The 13,600-nt window shown below is 65.5% G+C and carries 13 protein-coding genes; 10 read left to right on the top strand and 3 right to left on the bottom strand.

Annotated elements, in window-relative coordinates:
- Window positions 1-25: 25 nt before the first annotated feature.
- The 9 genes from ACE103_RS11980 to ACE103_RS11940 all read left to right on the top strand — a co-directional run bounded on the left by ACE103_RS11980 (window position 26) and on the right by ACE103_RS11940 (window position 10,028).
- Complete coding sequence (locus ACE103_RS11980; protein WP_223969843.1) at window positions 26-787, top strand: crotonase/enoyl-CoA hydratase family protein; 762 nt, start codon at window positions 26-28, stop codon at window positions 785-787.
- A gap of 76 nt (window positions 788-863) precedes the next feature.
- Window positions 864-2,534: a bifunctional metallophosphatase/5'-nucleotidase gene (locus tag ACE103_RS11975; RefSeq protein ID WP_375779580.1), complete on the top strand. Its 1,671-nt coding sequence runs from the start codon at window positions 864-866 to the stop codon at window positions 2,532-2,534.
- A gap of 107 nt (window positions 2,535-2,641) precedes the next feature.
- Window positions 2,642-3,568, top strand: a complete 927-nt coding sequence (locus ACE103_RS11970) for a histone deacetylase family protein (protein WP_375779579.1) — start codon at window positions 2,642-2,644, stop codon at window positions 3,566-3,568.
- Window positions 3,569-3,693: 125 nt separating this feature from the next.
- Complete coding sequence (locus ACE103_RS11965) at window positions 3,694-3,945, top strand: exodeoxyribonuclease VII small subunit (protein ID WP_028334494.1); 252 nt, start codon at window positions 3,694-3,696, stop codon at window positions 3,943-3,945.
- Between the two features lie 552 nt (window positions 3,946-4,497).
- On the top strand, window positions 4,498-6,426 hold the full coding sequence (gene dxs, locus ACE103_RS11960; protein WP_375779578.1) for a 1-deoxy-D-xylulose-5-phosphate synthase: 1,929 nt from the start codon (window positions 4,498-4,500) through the stop codon (window positions 6,424-6,426).
- A gap of 138 nt (window positions 6,427-6,564) precedes the next feature.
- Window positions 6,565-7,128 carry a nucleoside 2-deoxyribosyltransferase gene (locus ACE103_RS11955; RefSeq protein ID WP_223969847.1) on the top strand — a complete coding sequence of 188 codons (564 nt, stop codon included), beginning with the start codon at window positions 6,565-6,567 and terminating at the stop codon, window positions 7,126-7,128.
- Window positions 7,125-7,898, top strand: coding sequence for a TlyA family RNA methyltransferase (locus ACE103_RS11950; protein ID WP_375779577.1), 774 nt, complete (start codon window positions 7,125-7,127; stop codon window positions 7,896-7,898). The genes ACE103_RS11955 and ACE103_RS11950 overlap by 4 nt, the downstream gene beginning before the upstream one ends.
- Window positions 7,891-9,132: a class I SAM-dependent RNA methyltransferase gene (locus ACE103_RS11945; protein ID WP_375779576.1), complete on the top strand. Its 1,242-nt coding sequence runs from the start codon at window positions 7,891-7,893 to the stop codon at window positions 9,130-9,132. The genes ACE103_RS11950 and ACE103_RS11945 overlap by 8 nt, the downstream gene beginning before the upstream one ends.
- A 53-nt stretch (window positions 9,133-9,185) precedes the next feature.
- A complete protein-coding gene (locus tag ACE103_RS11940) occupies window positions 9,186-10,028 on the top strand; it encodes a nucleotidyltransferase domain-containing protein (protein WP_375779575.1) in 843 nt (280 codons plus the stop codon).
- Between the two features lie 62 nt (window positions 10,029-10,090).
- Here the strand turns inward: ACE103_RS11940 and ACE103_RS11935 are convergent, their stop codons facing one another.
- Window positions 10,091-10,939 (bottom strand): DUF1194 domain-containing protein, encoded by an 849-nt coding sequence (locus tag ACE103_RS11935; protein WP_375779574.1) that lies wholly within the window; start codon window positions 10,937-10,939, stop codon window positions 10,091-10,093.
- Window positions 10,940-11,197: 258 nt separating this feature from the next.
- Between ACE103_RS11935 and clpS the strand changes: the two genes are divergently transcribed.
- Window positions 11,198-11,503 carry an ATP-dependent Clp protease adapter ClpS gene (gene clpS / locus ACE103_RS11930; RefSeq protein ID WP_024580653.1) on the top strand — a complete coding sequence of 102 codons (306 nt, stop codon included), beginning with the start codon at window positions 11,198-11,200 and terminating at the stop codon, window positions 11,501-11,503.
- A 6-nt stretch (window positions 11,504-11,509) separates the two neighbouring features.
- On the opposite strand, the gene ACE103_RS11925 is transcribed toward clpS, so the two are convergent.
- Both ACE103_RS11925 and ACE103_RS11920 read right to left on the bottom strand, forming a co-directional pair.
- Window positions 11,510-12,388 carry a DMT family transporter gene (locus ACE103_RS11925; protein WP_375779573.1) on the bottom strand — a complete coding sequence of 293 codons (879 nt, stop codon included), beginning with the start codon at window positions 12,386-12,388 and terminating at the stop codon, window positions 11,510-11,512.
- 11 nt (window positions 12,389-12,399) lie between these two features.
- The gene (locus tag ACE103_RS11920) at window positions 12,400-13,593 is read right to left on the bottom strand and encodes an adenylate/guanylate cyclase domain-containing protein (protein WP_375779572.1); all 1,194 of its coding nucleotides are present in this window, start codon (window positions 13,591-13,593) and stop codon (window positions 12,400-12,402) included.
- Window positions 13,594-13,600: the final 7 nt, after the last annotated feature.

Genomic DNA, 13,600 nt, shown 5'->3' with positions numbered 1-13,600 from the left:
GGACCGCTTTACCTGGGACTGCTTGATGAGCGCGCATGTCATAGTCACGGACGAAGCCGCCACACGCGTGATCCGGCTGCGCAGGCCCGAGAAGAAGAACGCGATCACCCAGGAGATGTTTCGCGCGATCAGCGATGCGATCGACAAGGCGCAGAACAATCCGAAGATCCGCTGCCTGATCATCACCGGCGGCTCCGGCGTGTTCACCGCGGGCAACGACATCGAGGACCTGCTCGCGCAGGGCACCTCGACCGGCGAGACGCCGCCCGCCTCCGATCTGGTCAAGTTCCTGTATTCACTAGCCCACAATGTGAAGCCGATCATCGCTGCCGTCGACGGCGTCGCGATGGGCATCGGCACCACGATGCTGTTTCACTGCGACTATGTGCTGGCGAGCAAGACCGCGCTGTTCTCGACGCCGTTCTCCAATTTCGGCCTGGTGCCGGAAGGCGCCTCCAGCCTGCTGATGCCGCGCACGATGGGCCATCAGCGCGCCTTTGCGATGCTGGTGATGGGCCGCACCATGTCGGCCGACGACGCCCGCGTCGCCGGTTTCGTCAACACCGTGGTGGCGCCGGGGCATGCCGAGGTCGAGGCGCACAAGGTGGCGCGCGAGATCTGCGCACTGCCGGCCGAGGCGGTGGCGATCTCGCGCCGCCTGATCCGGCTGCCGCCCGAGGACGTCACCCGCCGCATCGAGCAGGAGAACCATCTGTTCAGCGAGCGGATGCGCTCCAACGAGGCGGTCAGCGCCTTCAAGGCCTTCGTCGCGCGCACCAAGGATTGAAACGAAGCGTCGCAAAATTGTAGTGGCGTCGCGCCATGATCGTGTGTTCCATGATCGTGCACGCCATGGACAGGTCATGAGACACCATCGCCTTACGCCCCTCGCCGCGCTCTGCGCACTCGGACTGGCCACGGCAAGCCCCTGCCTGGCGCAGACCGCAGCGCCGGTGAACCTGCGGATTCTCGCGATCAACGATTTCCACGGCTATCTGCGGCCGCCGCCGGGCGGCATCCGCATCACCGATCCCGCTGACGCGACCAAAAAGATCATGGTGCCCGCCGGCGGCGCCGAGCGGGTGGCGACCGTCGTCAAGCAGCTGCGTGAAGGCCATAAGAACAATATCTTCGTCGCGGCCGGCGACCTGATCGGTGCGAGCCCGTTCTTGTCGGCGATGTTTCACGACGAGCCGACCATCGAGTCGCTGTCGATGATGGGGCTTGCGATCTCGTCGGTCGGCAATCACGAATTCGACGAGGGCAAGGACGAGCTGCTGCGGATGCAGAATGGCGGCTGCCACCCGGTCGACAAGTGCCAGGGGCCGCATCCCTTCCTGGGGGCCAAATTCCGCTATCTCGCCGCCTCCACGATCGACAAGGCCACCGGCAAACCGGTGTTTCCGCCCTACGAGATCAAGGAGTTCGACGGCATTCCGGTGGCCTTCATCGGGCTGACCCTGAAGAACACGCCGAACCTGGTGTCGCCGGCCGGCGTCGCCAGCCTCGAATTCCGCGATGAGGCCGAGACCGTCAATGCGTTGGTCCCCGAGCTGAAGGCGAAAGGCGTCGAGGCGATCGTGGTCCTGATCCACGAGGGCGGCTTTCCAACCGGCGACTATAATGAATGCCCCGGCATCTCCGGGCCGATCGTCGACATCGTCAAGAAATTCGACAAGGCGGTCGACGTCGTGATCTCCGGCCACACCCACCAGGCCTATGTCTGCGAGATTGACGGACGGCTCGTCACATCAGGCGACAAATACGGCACGCTGGTCACCGCGATCGACCTTCAGCTCGATCCGAACAGCCACGACGTGATCAGCGCCAAGGCCGACAACACCATCGTGAAGATCGGCGGCACAGCCAAGGACCCGGAGCAGAGCGCGCTGCTGGAATCCTACGACCGGCTGGCCGCGCCGATCGCCAACCGCGCGGCCGGCTCGGTCACGGAAACGCTGTCGCGCACGCCTGCCGAGACCGGCGAAAGCGTGCTCGGCGATATCGTCGCCGACGCGCAGCTGCGCGCGACGAGCTCCGAGCCGAATGGCGGCGCGGTGATCGCCTTCACCAATCCCGGCGGCGTGCGCACCGACATCGTCAGGCGCGAGGACGGCGCCATCACCTATGCCGACATCTTCGCCAGCCAGCCGTTCCGCAACCAGCTGGTGACGATGACGCTGACCGGCAAGCAGCTCAAGGACGTGCTGGAGCAGCAATGGGCCGACCCGAAACGGCCGCGTGCGCTACAGGTCTCGAAAGGCTTTGCCTATGCGTGGGATGCGAGCAAGGGCGACGGCGCGCGCATCATCGCCGCGCGGATGTCGCTCGACGGCAAGCCGATCGACCCGGCCGCGAGCTATCGCGTCACCGTGAACAATTATCTCGCCGAGGGCGGCGACGGCTTCACGGTGTTCAAGGAAGGCACGGCGCAGCAATTCGGCATCTACGACGTCGATGCCCTCTATGCCTACTTCAAGGCCAACAGCCCGGTCGGCCCGGCGGCCGGCAAGCGGATCGAGCGGATCAATTGAAGTGCGGACATGGAACATCAGTGGGGCCGAGACAGGCCTTTCCGGCGAGCCGGTAACGGCCTAAATTAGACGCTCCTCGCACGCGCCCCAATGCGCCGGGAATTTGCATGACACTGCTTCTGACGCACACCGCCTGCCTCGATCACCTGACGCCACCCGGACACCCCGAACGCCCCGACCGGCTGCGCGCGGTTGCCGAGGTGCTCGGCGAGGACCGCTTCAAGGCGCTGGTGCGCGACCTCGCGCCGGAAGGCGACCTCGACAGCGTGCTGCTCTGTCATGGCGAGCACTATGTCGGCGAGCTGCGCCACATCGCGCCGACCTCTGGCATGATCTATATCGACGGCGACACCTCGATGTCGCCGGGCACCTGGGAAGCCGTGATGCGCGGCGTCGGCGGCGCAGTGGCGGCGACGGATGCGGTGATGGAGGGCAAGCACCAGAACGCCTTCGTCGCGGTGCGCCCGCCCGGGCATCACGCCGAGAAGTCGACGCCGATGGGCTTCTGCTTCTTCGACAATGTCGCGATCGCCGCGCGCCACGCGCAGCGCAAATACGGCATCAAGCGCGCTGCGATCATCGATTTCGATGTCCATCACGGCAACGGCACGCAGGATATCTTCTGGGCCGATCCGACCGTGATGTACTGCTCGACGCATCAGATGCCGCTATTCCCCGGCACTGGCGCTGCCGGCGAGCGCGGCGAGCACGACACCGTCGTCAACGCGCCGCTTTCGCCCGGCGACGGCGGCGCCAAATTCCGCTCCGCCTTCGAGAACCTCATCCTGCCGCAGCTCGAGAAGTTCTCCCCCGAACTCGTCGTGATCTCGGCGGGCTTCGACGCGCATCACCGCGATCCGCTGGCCTCGATCAACCTGACCGGCGAGGATTTCGGCTGGGTCACGCGCAGGCTGATGGACCTCGCCGACAAGAGCGCCGGCGGCCGCGTCGTCTCCGTGCTGGAGGGTGGCTACGACCTCGAGGGCCTGAAAGAGTCGGTGGCATCTCACGTCACCGCATTGATGGGCAGGTAAATCCCCGCCACAATACCCCCGCAAAAATTCGATTGATTCTGCGCCGGGGCAAGCATGGCCTGCGACGGCTCATGTTTGGACGACGAGATCCGATCACGGTCTGATCGGCGCACTGGGAACACATAATGGCCGAAAATACTCAAGCCGACGTCAAGAAGCTCTCCTTTGAACGCGCGATCGAGGAACTCGAATCGATCGTCAAGCGGCTCGAGGACGGCAAGGTCCCGCTTGAGGAATCGGTCGCGATCTATGAGCGCGGCGAGGCGCTGAAGCGGCGCTGCGAGGAATTGCTGCGCCAGGCCGAAGCCCGCGTCGACAAGATCACCACCGACGCCTCGGGCCAGCCGACCGGCACCGAGCCACTCGACGTGCAGTAGCGGCAAGAGGCGCCGATACGCCGCGATCATGCGACAGGATGTCCGCCTCGGCGGGCGATTGTTGCTGCGCATTTCCGTTGAACGACGACGCAGCGGGGCGACCGCGGCAATCGGGTGGGCTACGAATCAGGCCAATCCGGACCATTGGGGCTGCCGCTAAAATAGCCAAAATGGAACCCGATCCTAGCCCAAGCATTGAAAAGTCTAGACTTTTCGGGACGGCGCATAGGAACCCTGCGCGCCCTATCGGGTTGGCTTTGGCTGCGGCTTTGGTGTAATGCTTCCAGTTCTATGGGCATTTGAGGGTGTCGGGCGGCCCGAATTTTTCGGGCGGCATGCATCTCAAATGGTTCGACAAAACTGAACCGGGACGGGTGAAGAGCGACCAAGGTGATGCATATCACGTGGTCCAATCCGGAGTGAATCTAGGCTTACAACCAGGCAGGGCCTGCCGGGACGGCACCCAGTGTCTGGCATTCGCTGCGCGGTGAGCGCGCCAACCCATCTCGCGTCGGGCCGTTCGTTCCGACAGACAAAAATTGGAAATTCGCTGTGACCACATTTAGTAAAACGCCGCTTCTTGACACTATTCACACGCCGGATGACCTACGCAAGCTGAAGGTCGAGCAGGTGCGGCAGGTTGCCGACGAGCTCCGCCAGGAAACCATCGACGCCGTGTCGGTGACCGGCGGCCATTTCGGCGCCGGCCTCGGCGTGGTCGAACTGACCACCGCCATCCACTACATCTTCGACACCCCGCGCGACCGCCTGATCTGGGACGTCGGCCACCAGGCCTATCCGCACAAAATCCTGACCGGGCGCCGCGACCGCATCCGCACCCTGCGCACCGCCGGCGGCCTCTCCGGCTTCACCAAGCGTACCGAGAGCGACTACGATCCGTTCGGCGCTGCGCACTCCTCGACCTCGATTTCGGCCGGCCTCGGCATGGCCGTGGCGCGCGACCTCGCCGGCGGCAAGAACAACGTTATCGCCGTGATCGGTGACGGCGCGATGTCGGCTGGCATGGCCTATGAGGCCATGAACAACGCCGGCGCGATGAACTCGCGCCTGATCGTGATCCTCAACGATAACGACATGTCGATCGCACCGCCGGTCGGCGCGATGAGCGCCTATCTGTCACGCCTCTACTCCGGCAAGACCTACCGCTCGCTGCGCGAGGCGGCCAAGCAGATCAACAAGCGCCTGCCGAAGATCCTCGCCAACCGCGCCAACCGCGTCGAGGAATATTCCCGCGGCTTCATGATGGACGGCGGCACGCTGTTCGAGGAGCTCGGCTTCTATTATGTCGGCCCGATCGACGGCCACAATCTCGACCATCTGCTGCCGGTGCTGAAGAACGTCCGCGACATGGAGACCGGGCCGATCCTGGTTCACGTCGTGACCCAGAAGGGCAAGGGCTACGGCCCGGCCGAGGCTTCCGCCGACAAGTACCACGCCGTGGTCAAGTTCGACGTCGCGACCGGCACCCAGGCCAAGGCCAAGCCGAACGCGCCGGCCTACCAGAACGTGTTCGGCCAGAGCCTCGTCAAGGAAGCCCAGAAGGACGACAAGATCGTCGCCATCACCGCGGCGATGCCGTCGGGCACCGGCGTCGACATCTTCAACAAGGCGTTCCCGGACCGCACCTTCGACGTCGGCATCGCCGAGCAGCATGCGGTGACGTTCGCCGCCGGCCTCGCCACCGAGGGCTACAAGCCGTTCTGCGCGATCTATTCGACCTTCCTGCAGCGCGGCTATGACCAGGTGGTCCATGACGTCGCGATCCAGAGCCTGCCGGTCCGCTTCGCGATCGACCGCGCCGGCCTGGTCGGCGCCGACGGCGCGACGCATGCCGGTTCGTTCGACAACGCCTATCTCGGCTGCCTGCCGAACTTCGTGATCATGGCGGCCTCCGACGAGGCGGAAATGGTTCACATGGTGGCAACCCAGGTTGCGATCAACGATCGTCCGAGCGCACTGCGCTATCCGCGCGGCGAGGGCCGCGGCGTCGAGATGCCGGAAGTCGGCATTCCCCTGGAGATCGGCAAGGGCCGCATCGTCCGCGAGGGCAAGCAGGTCGCGCTGCTGTCGTTCGGCACCCGCCTCGCCGAGTGCGAGAAGGCCGCCGATGAGCTCGCTGCCCACGGCCTCTCCGCCACGATTGCCGACGCGCGCTTCATGAAGCCGCTCGACGAAGGGATGATCATGAAGCTCGCCCGCGACCACGAGATCCTGATCACCATCGAGGAAGGCTCGATCGGCGGCTTCGGCTCGCATGTCATGCAGTACCTGTCCGACAACGCCATGCTGGACAGCGGCATGCTCAAGTTCCGCTCGATGATCCTGCCCGACGTGTTCCTCGACCATGACTCGCCGGCGGCGATGTATGCCCGCGCGGGTCTCGACGCCAAGAGCATCGTTGCCAAGGTCTTCGAGACCCTCGGCAAGGACTACAAGACCGAGACCGTCAAGCTCGCCTAGAGCCCTTATCCGTTCCGATTGAATCGGAACGGAGCTCTGGATTTTTGTTTTGACGCGTTTTCATCACGCGAAGCCGATACCCACTTCGCTTGAAAACGCGCTCATTGCTCGGGCGGCGCCCCTGGTGCCGGCAAGTCCATGAAAATCTATCTGGCAGGTCCTGACGTGTTCCTGCCGGATGCCGTGGAGATCGGCCGCCGCAAGGCGGAGGTTTGCGCCTATCACGGGCTGACCGGGCTGTATCCGCTCGACAACAGCATCAATCCCACGGTCGCCGGCGCCTCGCTCACCATCTTCAAAAGCAACGAGGCGATGATGGAGTCGGCCGACGCCGTCATCGCCAATTTGACGCCGTTTCGCGGACCCAGTGCCGACGCAGGCACCGTCTACGAACTCGGCTACATGGCAGGACGCGGCAAGCTGTGCCTCGCCTATTCGAACGATCCCACGTCCTACGCCAATCGCGTGGCGCGGCTGCAGCAGGTGGTGCCGGCATCCGACGGACGCCTGATCGACGCGGAGGGGCTGACGGTGGAAGAGTTTGGCTTGCCGGACAATCTGATGATGATGCACGCGCTCGATCTGCACGGCAGTCCGCTGGTGACGCCGAAGGAGCCTGCGGCCGACCTCTGGCACGATCTCACCTCCTTCGAGACCTGCGTGCGGCTCGCCGCCGCGCAGCGCCGGCAGGGCGCCAAATGACCAAGCAAGTGACCAAGCCGGGCGACAACGACAACGGCGTATCCGCCAGCAAGCGCATCGACGTGCTGCTGGTCGAGCGCGGCCTGTTCGAAAGCCGGGCGCGGGCGCGCGCCGCGATCGACGCCGGCCTCGTCACCGCCGACGGCAAACAGGTTGCGAAGGCATCCGAGATCGTGGCGCTCGGCGCCGAACTCACGGCCGAACCGGCGCACCCCTATGTCTCGCGCGGCGGCGTCAAGCTCGCCGGTGCGCTCGAGCATTATCCGATCGACGTCGAGGGCCACGTCTGCCTCGATGTCGGCGCCTCGACCGGCGGCTTCACCGAAGTGCTGCTCGCCAATGGCGCGAGCCTCGTCTTCGCCATCGATGTCGGCCACGGCCAGCTGCATCCCTCGCTACAGGGGCATCCGAAGATCGTCTCGATGGAAGAGACCGACATCAGGAATTTCGAGGGCAAGCGGCTGCCGGCGCGGCCCGATGTCGTCGTGATCGACGTCAGCTTCATCTCGCTGAAACTGGTGCTGCCGGTGGCGCTGTCGCTGGCGGCGGCGCCGATGCATCTCTTGGCGCTGATCAAGCCGCAGTTCGAGGCGGCGCGCAAACACGCCAAGCGCGGCGTCATCCGCAATGCGATGGTGCACCAGGAGATCTGCGACGATATCGCCGCCTTTGCCGCTTCGCTCGGCTGCACCGACATTCAGGTGTTCCCGTCATCGATCACCGGCGGCGACGGCAACATCGAATTCTTCCTCGGCGCACGCCGTGGCTGAACTTCTCACCATCGACCATGTCGGCCATCGCGGCGACGGCGTCGCGATCGACGGCGCGCAGTCGGTCTTCGTGCCGACCACGCTGGCCGGCGAGACGGTCGAGGTCGACGACGTCCCGGGCAATCATCCCGACCGGCGGCGGCTGGTGCGGGTGACGCAGGCAAGCCCCGAGCGGATCGCGCCGTTCTGCCCGCATTTCGGCGTCTGCGGCGGCTGCGCGATCCAGCACTGGAATGATACGGGCTATCACGCCTGGAAGCGCAACATCGTGATCGAGACGATGGCGCAGGCGAAGGTCGCGGCCGACGTCGCACCGCTGCTCGACGCCCATGGCGCGGGCCGCCGCCGCATCACGCTGCACGGACGCATGGGGACCCATGAGGTGCTCAAGGTCGGCTTCGCTGCGGCCGGTTCGCATGACATCATCCCGGTCGACCGCTGTCCGATCCTCGATCCGGCGCTCGACGGCGCGCTCGAGGCGGCCTGGGCAACGGCCGAGCCATTGATCTCGATCGGCAAGCCGCTCGACATCCAGGTGACCGCGACGCTCAACGGTCTCGACATCGACGTGCGCGGTTCCGGCGCGCTGCCGACCAGCCTAATCACCACGCTGTCGCGGGTCGCGGAGAAACACCGGCTGGCGCGGCTGACACGGCACGGCGAACTGGTGCTGCAACGCGGCTCTCCCGAGGTCGCGATCGGAAAGGTGAAGGTCGTGCTGCCGCCGGGCTCGTTCCTGCAGGCGACCGCCAAGGGCGAGGAGACGCTGGCTGCGCTGGTTCGCGAGCATTGTGGGCGCGCCAAGCACATCGCCGATCTGTTTTGCGGTGTCGGTCCGTTTGCGCTCCGCCTCGCCGAGAAGGCGCGGGTCACGGGCTTCGACAGCGACGCCGGCGCGGTCGCGGCACTGCAGAAGGCTGCGCAATTGACGCCGGGGTTGAAGCCGCTCAAGGCCGAGGCGCGCGACCTGTTCCGCCGCCCGCTGATGCCGCAGGAATTGCGCGACTACGACGCCGTCGTGTTCGATCCGCCCCGCCAAGGCGCGCAGGCGCTGGTCACCCAGCTTGCCGCGAGCAAGGTGCCGGTGGTCGTCGCGGTGTCCTGCAACACTGCAACGTTTGCGCGCGACGCAAAAATCCTGATCGATGGCGGCTACAAGATATCAGCCGTCACCCCGGTCGATCAGTTCCGCCACACCCCACATGTCGAGCTGGTGGCGCGCTTCGCTCGCTGAGACTTCGCTGCGACTATCGCAGCAGGCGGCGGTCTCGCTATAGTCCGCATCTTATGTCCCATGATCCGCTGCTCGCACGTATCATTCCCGTCCTTGCCGGCGTGCCGGGCGTCGCCGCCATCGTGCTCGGTGGCTCGCGGGCGCGCGGCACGGCGCATGAAGCCTCCGACACCGATCTCGGCCTCTACTTTCGGGATGGCGCCGCGCTGGACATCGATCGGCTGCGCGACGCGGTGGCCGGCCTTGTCGACAACCCCACTGCTGCCCACGTGACGCCGGTCGGCGAATGGGGACGGTGGATCGTCGGCGGAGCCTGGCTTGCGATCGGCGGCCGCAAGGTCGACCTGCTCTACCGCAGCATCGATGAGGTCGCTGACGTCATCGATGCCTGCCGGAACGGGGAGATCAGCATGCACTACCAGCCGGGCCATCCGCACGGCTTCTGCTCGGCGATCTGGATGGGCGAGATTGCGCTGTGCCGCGCCCTGCATGATCCCGATGGCTTCGTCGCGGCGCTGAAGGCAAAGACCTCGCCCTACCCGCCGGCCTTGCGCGACGCGCTGGTCCGGCGCTTTCAATGGGAAATCCTGTTCGCGATCGAGAATGCCGAGCTTGCGCTGCCGCGCGGCGACAGCACGCATATCGCCGGCTGCGCCTATCGCGCGCTGGCCTGTATCGCGCAGGTGCTGTTTGCACTGAATGGGCAGTATCTGATCAACGAAAAGGGCGCGCTGGCGCAGGCTGAGAATTTTCAGGTAACGGTTCGCGACCTCGTCGGGCGCGTCGCTGGGGTGTGGCGGCAGATTGGTGCCGCCGACCACACGGCCGCGATGCAGACGTTGCGGGTGCTGGAGAACGAAGTTCGGGAGATTGTAGGGCGGGTTAGCGAAGCGTAACCCGCCGCGCCTCCGCGGAACGAATGCTGGGTTACGCTTCGCTAACCCACCCTACGAGGCTGCTACCGCCCCCAGCGATCCTGCCAGATCTTCTCGCCGATCGTGCAACTGACCCGCGGCTCCTTCTCGGCGGTCCGCACGACCGGGCGGTCGGGGGTGCGGCCGGCGACCTCGAGCAGCAGCTTGGTGCGGATCGCTTCCTTGAACTTCTCGCGATCCTTGATCGACACCACGAAGGAGCCGGGCCCGCCGATCACGCAGTCCTCGTAGTAGAAGTCGAGATTTTCGATATCCATCGTCGAATAGGACGGCTCCTTCACCATGATCGGCAGGCCGTTGATGACGATGCCCTTGTCGAGCGCCGCATCACGCGCAGGTGTGATCGGCATGCCGTTGTTGTTGGGGCCGTCGCCGGAGATATCGATCACGCGGCGCAGGCCGCGATGTGGATTCTCGTCGAACATCGGGATCGCGAAATAGATCGCGCCCGAGATCGAGGTGCGAGAGGCGCGGCGCACCGGCGTCTTCATGATCTCGGCGGAGACCGCGTCGGCGGATTCAGGGCCGTCGATCAACCGCCAGGGAATGATGACCTTCTGGTCGTTGGAGGCGGCCCATTCGAAATAGGTGATCGAGATCTTGCCGTTCGGGCCGGCCTTCAGCGCCTGCAGGAATTCCTTGGAAACGATCGCCTGCGCATAGCCCTCGCGCTGGATCGCGAGTTCGTCCATGTCCATCGAATAGGAGACGTCGACCGCGATGATCAATTCGATGTCGACGCTCGGCGTGGATTCCTTTTCGGCCAGCCGGCCTGTCTGTGTTCCAGGGCCTGGCGCGGCAACACCGGCCACGTCGCCGCTGGCCAACATGCCCGCGACAAGCACCGCTCCGATCGAGACATACCAGCGCATTGCGGCCCTCCCGTCGTGTCCTGTCATGGTGACACGCAAATCAGGCGGCGAAAAGCGCAGATATCATCTGTCCTTCACATTCGAGTTAGAGGCCTGCAAGTTAGAGGCCTGCAAGTTAGAGGCCCGCAAGCTAGACATCACCTGCCACGAATGCGGCACCGCGCGCCGTGCCGTTGCCGCAATGACGCCGTGCAAATCGAACGGTTCCAACACGCACGGGAAGACGGTATTCTTACGGTGCAATCGCGAGGGAGTGCGATGCCCGATAGCGTCGTCAAGCCGAAAACCAGGACGAAGACCAAGGTCGAGCGGCCACGCCTGCACAAGGTGATCCTGGTCAACGACGACTACACGCCGCGCGAATTCGTCGTCACCGTGCTGAAGGGTGAATTCCGCATGACCGACGACCAGGCCTACAAGGTGATGCTGACCGCGCACCAGCGCGGCGTCTGCGTGGTCGCGGTGTTCACCAGGGATGTCGCCGAGACCAAGGCGACGCGCGCCACCGACGCCGGCCGCGCCAAAGGCTATCCGCTGCTGTTCACCACCGAGCCGGAAGAATAGCAAGCATCACCGCTGCACTGGCTCGGCCCGCTGGCTCAGCGCAATGTCGGCGACGACCGCCCCCATCACCAACGCGCCGCCGATCAGGGCGCGCAGCGACGGCACCTCGGCAAACGCCAGCCACACCCAGAACGGCATCAGCGGCGTCTCGAGGGTGGCGATCAGCGAGGCCTGCGCGGACGGCAGCAACCTCGAGCCGACCGTGAACAGGGTGAGGCCGAGACCGACCTGGCATACGCCGAACATCGCGAGCACGCCGAGATCGGCACCGGTGACCGCGCCGATGCCGAGCCCCAACGGCAAACTCACGCCGCTGCCGAGAAAGTTCGAGAGCGCCGCGGCGGCGATCATCGGTGTCCCCTTGTGCCGCCGGATCACCACCGTCATCAACGAAATCGCCAGCACCATCACGCCGGCAAGGCCGATGCCCCTGTAGTCCGTGATGGCAGCGGCACCACTGACGGTGATGGCGACGCCCGCGAGTGCGACAAGGCTCGCCAGCAATGTGCCGGGCCGAGCCCGCTCGCCGAGCCAAAGCCGGGCGATCGCGGCCGCCGCAAACGGCTGCATCGCGATGAGAATGGCGACATTGGCGACGCTGGTCAGTTGCAGCGCCGGAATGAACGTCACCATGCCGAAGGTCGAGAGGCCGGCCACCAGCCATCCGCTCAATGGCATCACGACGAGATCGCGCGCGCCGCGCCAGCCCTGCGTGGCGACCAGGAACAGCGCGATCGCGCCGCCCCCGAACAGCCCGCGCCAGAACAGGATGGTCCAGGAATCGAAGTGCAGCAGCCGGGTGAAGAACGGCGCAGTGCTCCAGGCCACGGCAGCCGCCACGACCAGCGCGACCCCGGTGCGATGCTGCGCGTGGGTGTCAGTCACGTACGCTGCCCTTAGCCGGCAGCAGCGACCGGCGCCTCGTCGAACAGGCCGTAGACCCGCTCGGCCTTGGCAAATCCTGCGATCGGAAACTCGCCGAGATCGCTCCAGCCGCCATCGTGAATGCCGGCGAAGCGCTCGGAGGCCACGACGGTGCGGCCGAGGCGCCCTGCGATCTTCTCGAGCCGCGCGGCGAGATTGACCGCAGGGCCGATGCAGGTGAAGTCGAGCCGGTTGCCGCCGCCGATATTGCCGTAGAGCACGCGCCCGAGATGTAGCGCGACGCCGAAGCGGAAACGCTCGACGGCGTCGCCATTGGGGAATTGCAGCGCCTCGACCCCGGCGCGGGATGCGCGCGCCGCCTCCAGCACCCGCGAGCAGACCTGCACCTCGTCGCCGAGATACTCGTCGACCGGAAACACCGCGAGCAGGCCATCGCCCATGAATTTGAGCACCTCGCCGCCATTGTCGCGGATCGCGGTGACCTGGCAATCGAAATAGAGGTTGAGGATCTCGACAACCGTCTCGGACGGCAAGCGGTCCGACAGCGCGGTGAAGCCGCGCAGGTCGGACAGCCAGATCGCCGCATCCATCGTATCGGCATGGCCGCGCCGGATCTGTCCGCCCATGATGCGCTCGCCGGCGCGGTTGCCGACGTAGGTGTCGAGCAGCAGCGACGCGGTACGGCGCAGGGTGACGATCTCGATGTAGCGCGACAGCGGGATCGTGATCGAGCGGATCGCATCGAGCTGCTCGTCGGTGAAGCCGCCCGGCTGCCTGGTGGTCCAACTCGAGGCGTTGGGGGGGCCGGCGGTGTTGATCAGCGGCACCGCGATATAGTCGGTGACGCCCTCGGCCTGCAGATCCACGACGACCGGAAAGCGGGTGCTGGCGGGGTCGTCGAGCCGCGCGCGCACTTCAACGCCCTGCTTGAAGACGATCGACAGCGGGCTAACGGCATATTCCGGGGAGTCCTCGATGTTGTGACCGACGGTGCCGGTCTCGACCTCGGAGCCTGGCTTCCAGAAGAAATGGCGGCCGTAGATCTCGGGATGCAGCGTGCGCACGAAGACGCCGACGCGCCACAGCGGCAGCCCGGCTCGCACCAGACGTTCGCAGCATTCCGCCATCATCTGCGCCGGTGTCGGCGCCGACCGCGCGCCGCCGATCATCCATGCGATGATGTCCCGAAGCTCCGACGCGTTCATGGCATTC

It is taken from the genome of Bradyrhizobium sp. ma5 (assembly GCF_042258955.1).
In the GTDB taxonomy this organism is placed as follows: Bacteria; Pseudomonadota; Alphaproteobacteria; order Rhizobiales; family Xanthobacteraceae; genus Bradyrhizobium.
Note: the sequence above shows the minus strand (reverse complement) of the source record. Positions and strands in the feature narration are given on the sequence as shown.